Below are 3,044 nucleotides of genomic sequence, written 5' to 3' on the forward strand. Positions count from 1 at the left end.
GCCATTGACGTTTCTGGTAGTACCATCGCCCCATTCCACGGAAATGGCAAATACAAAGATGTCAAAACCGTCTTAGATGCCGAAAAAGCAGCCATCCAAGCCACAATTGATGCCATCATTGCAATGGGTGGCGGCGACAAGGTAAAAATTAGCTTCATCCCCTTCACCAATGATGGTACTATTCAAGACATGAATCCGGCTACTCATACCGGACTAACCACTTATACTACTGCTTTTGCTGACCTCGATAACAACTCCATCCCCGACTATTTACAAATACTTAATAGTTACACATCAGGTGGTAGCAGCAAATTTACTCAAGTTGCCCAGAAAATTGACACCTTAATTAACGTACTACCAGGAACGCCAAACGTTATATATATGTCGGATGGCTACGGCTATCTAGACCCAACAGTGGCAAAAACACTAAGGAATGACGTTTTGAGTCATGGTGGAAATCTTAATGCTTTTGCCATTGGTTCGGCATCTACCTATTCAACTTTACAAGAACTTGACCCCAATGCTATTCAAGTTGTCGATATCAAGGAATTGACAGACATTTTCTCTGGTTTTGATGACCGCTACGCCAAAGAACCATTCATGAATGGCGTTACCGTCTATCTCGACCAAAATAATAACGGTCAGCTAGACTCAGGGGAATCTTATCAAATTACCCAACAGGATAAGACTCCTAATACCCTAGATACCAACAGCAAATACTACTTTACCTTCAAGGATCTCTTACCGGGTACTTACACAGTCCGCACACTGTTACCTAGCGGTTATACCATGACTACACCCACAACGAATGTGTGGACTGATACAATTACAGCCGCAGGAGAAACGGATAATAACTTATTTGGCATTACCCAAGCCACCATTATTCCTCCCAATCAAGCTCCTGTTTTCGTCACTACACCACCTGCTGTTACTCTCCTAAAAGCCGATGGAGAATTGCGTTACAATGCCTTCGCCCGTGATCCAGACGCAGATATTGTTACCTACGACTTAGTAACTGCTCCCGAAGGCATGGCTGTAGATGCCCATGATGGTATTGTCGTTTGGTCTCCCACATCTACCCAAGTCGATAAATATTTCCAAGATTTATACGCAGAACAAGCCCGGCTTACAGCTATTGGTAGAGGTGCATATGCTCCTACTGACGTAGAATTCAACGTCCTCCTCCGGGCAACAGATGGTCAAGGAGGGCAAGCACTACAGTATATTAAAGTACAATTAGTAGCAAATAATCATCCCCCTGTCTTCACTTCGACATCGCCAAACAATGCCCAACCCCAAGTAGGTAAACCCTTCCAATATCAAACCACCGCCGCCGACCCCGATCTTAACCCCGTCACCTTTTCTTTGGTCAATCCACCTAGCGGGGTAGTAATTAATGCCTTAACGGGGCTGTTAACTTGGACACCTACTGCCAACCAATTGGGCAATCAACAATTCTCTATCCAAGTTCAAGACAGTTTTGGTAATTCTAATTTGCAATCAGTCAACTTGACTGTTGTTAATGCTCACGTCAATCATTCTCCAGTATTTACCTCTACACCTCGCACAAGTACAAAAACCCAAAACCCCTACATCTACAATTTACAAGCAACTGACCCAGATAATAACCCCCTTACCTTCAGCTTAGTAAATGCACCTGCGGGTATGACCTTGAATCAAGGAGTGATTCTTTGGCAACCAACTGCTAGTCAATTTGGTAATAATTCAGTTAGCGTGCAAGTCAGTGATGGACAAGGTGGTACTACTACCCAAAGTTGGACAATTCAAGTCAGCAATCAACTCTCTAATTTATCTCCGACTATTACTTCTACACCAACTACAGTTACCGCTTATGGTCGAACCTACACTTACAAGCCTACAGCAATTGACTCAGATAGCGATCGCTTAACATGGAGTCTCGTTTCAGACACTGTGCCACCACCACAAGGCATGGTGATTGATGAACAAACTGGGACAATTGTTTGGCAACCAACGGCTAATCAAATTGGCGACACCACAGTTAGCGTTCAAGTCACAGATATCTATGGTGCTTATAACGTTCAAGAATTTACAATCCATGTCAATGGTATTAATAGTCCGCCGAAATTTGTCTCTACACCGATTACCATTGCAGGGGTAGGACAGGGTTACAGTTATCAGGCTTTGGCAACTGACCCAGAAAATGATGCTGTAATATTCACTTTGGGTAGTAAGCCAACTGGGATGACTATTACTTCATATGGTTTAATTCAGTGGACACCCACGGCAAACCAAGTTGGAAAATACGACATCCAAGTTATTGCCACTGATAACCAAGGTGCTAGCACTAACCAAACCTACACTTTAATTGCTGGTACTACTCCTGTTAATCATCCTCCGGTGATTAGTTCAACTCCGGTATTTCTGGCTGCTGTTGGTCATGCGTATAATTACCAAGTTAGTGCCACTGATGCTGACAATAATACTATTACTTACAAGCTACTTTCTGCTCCAGATGGTATGACTATTGATGGAACCACTGGTTTATTAACTTGGACAACTCCGGTGGTTGGCAGTTATCAAGTGGTTGTTGGTGCTGAGGATGCTAATTCTGGTGCTGCCCAAGGCTTTACTCTTAATGCCAAGACCATTACTCCACCTATAATTCAATCTACCACTCCCCCAACTACTGCAATTCCTAATACTTTATACCGTTACGATCTTATTGCAGTTGACCCCCAAGGCGTGAGCCTTACTTATACTTTAGATTCTGTTTCTCAAAACTTAGGGATGGTTCTTGACGGTCAAGGACGTTTAAGTTGGACACCAACTACTGCACAAGTCGGCAACCATGCTGTGACTCTCACGGTTACTGACTCGGCTGGGTTTAATACTCAACAAACTTTTAACTTAAGTGTAACTCCTGATACTGTTGCACCACTGGTTAAACTGATTGCTAACTACGATTCAATTAATTTAGGCGAGTCGATAACCTTCCAAGCACGGGCAACAGATAATACCAAGGTGGCTGGACTGCAATTGCTGATTGATGGTACTGCGGTAGT

1 protein-coding gene is annotated in these 3,044 nt (G+C 43.4%); it reads left to right on the forward strand.

All coding sequences use genetic code 11. The annotated features are described in order from the left end of the window. Positions 1-3,044, forward strand: a 3,044-nt coding sequence (locus V7K31_RS09995) for a putative Ig domain-containing protein (protein WP_335094097.1), incomplete at both ends; no start/stop codon positions are given.

The organism is Nostoc sp. (assembly GCF_036917675.1).
In the GTDB taxonomy this organism is placed as follows: Bacteria; Cyanobacteriota; Cyanobacteriia; order Cyanobacteriales; family Nostocaceae; genus Nostoc.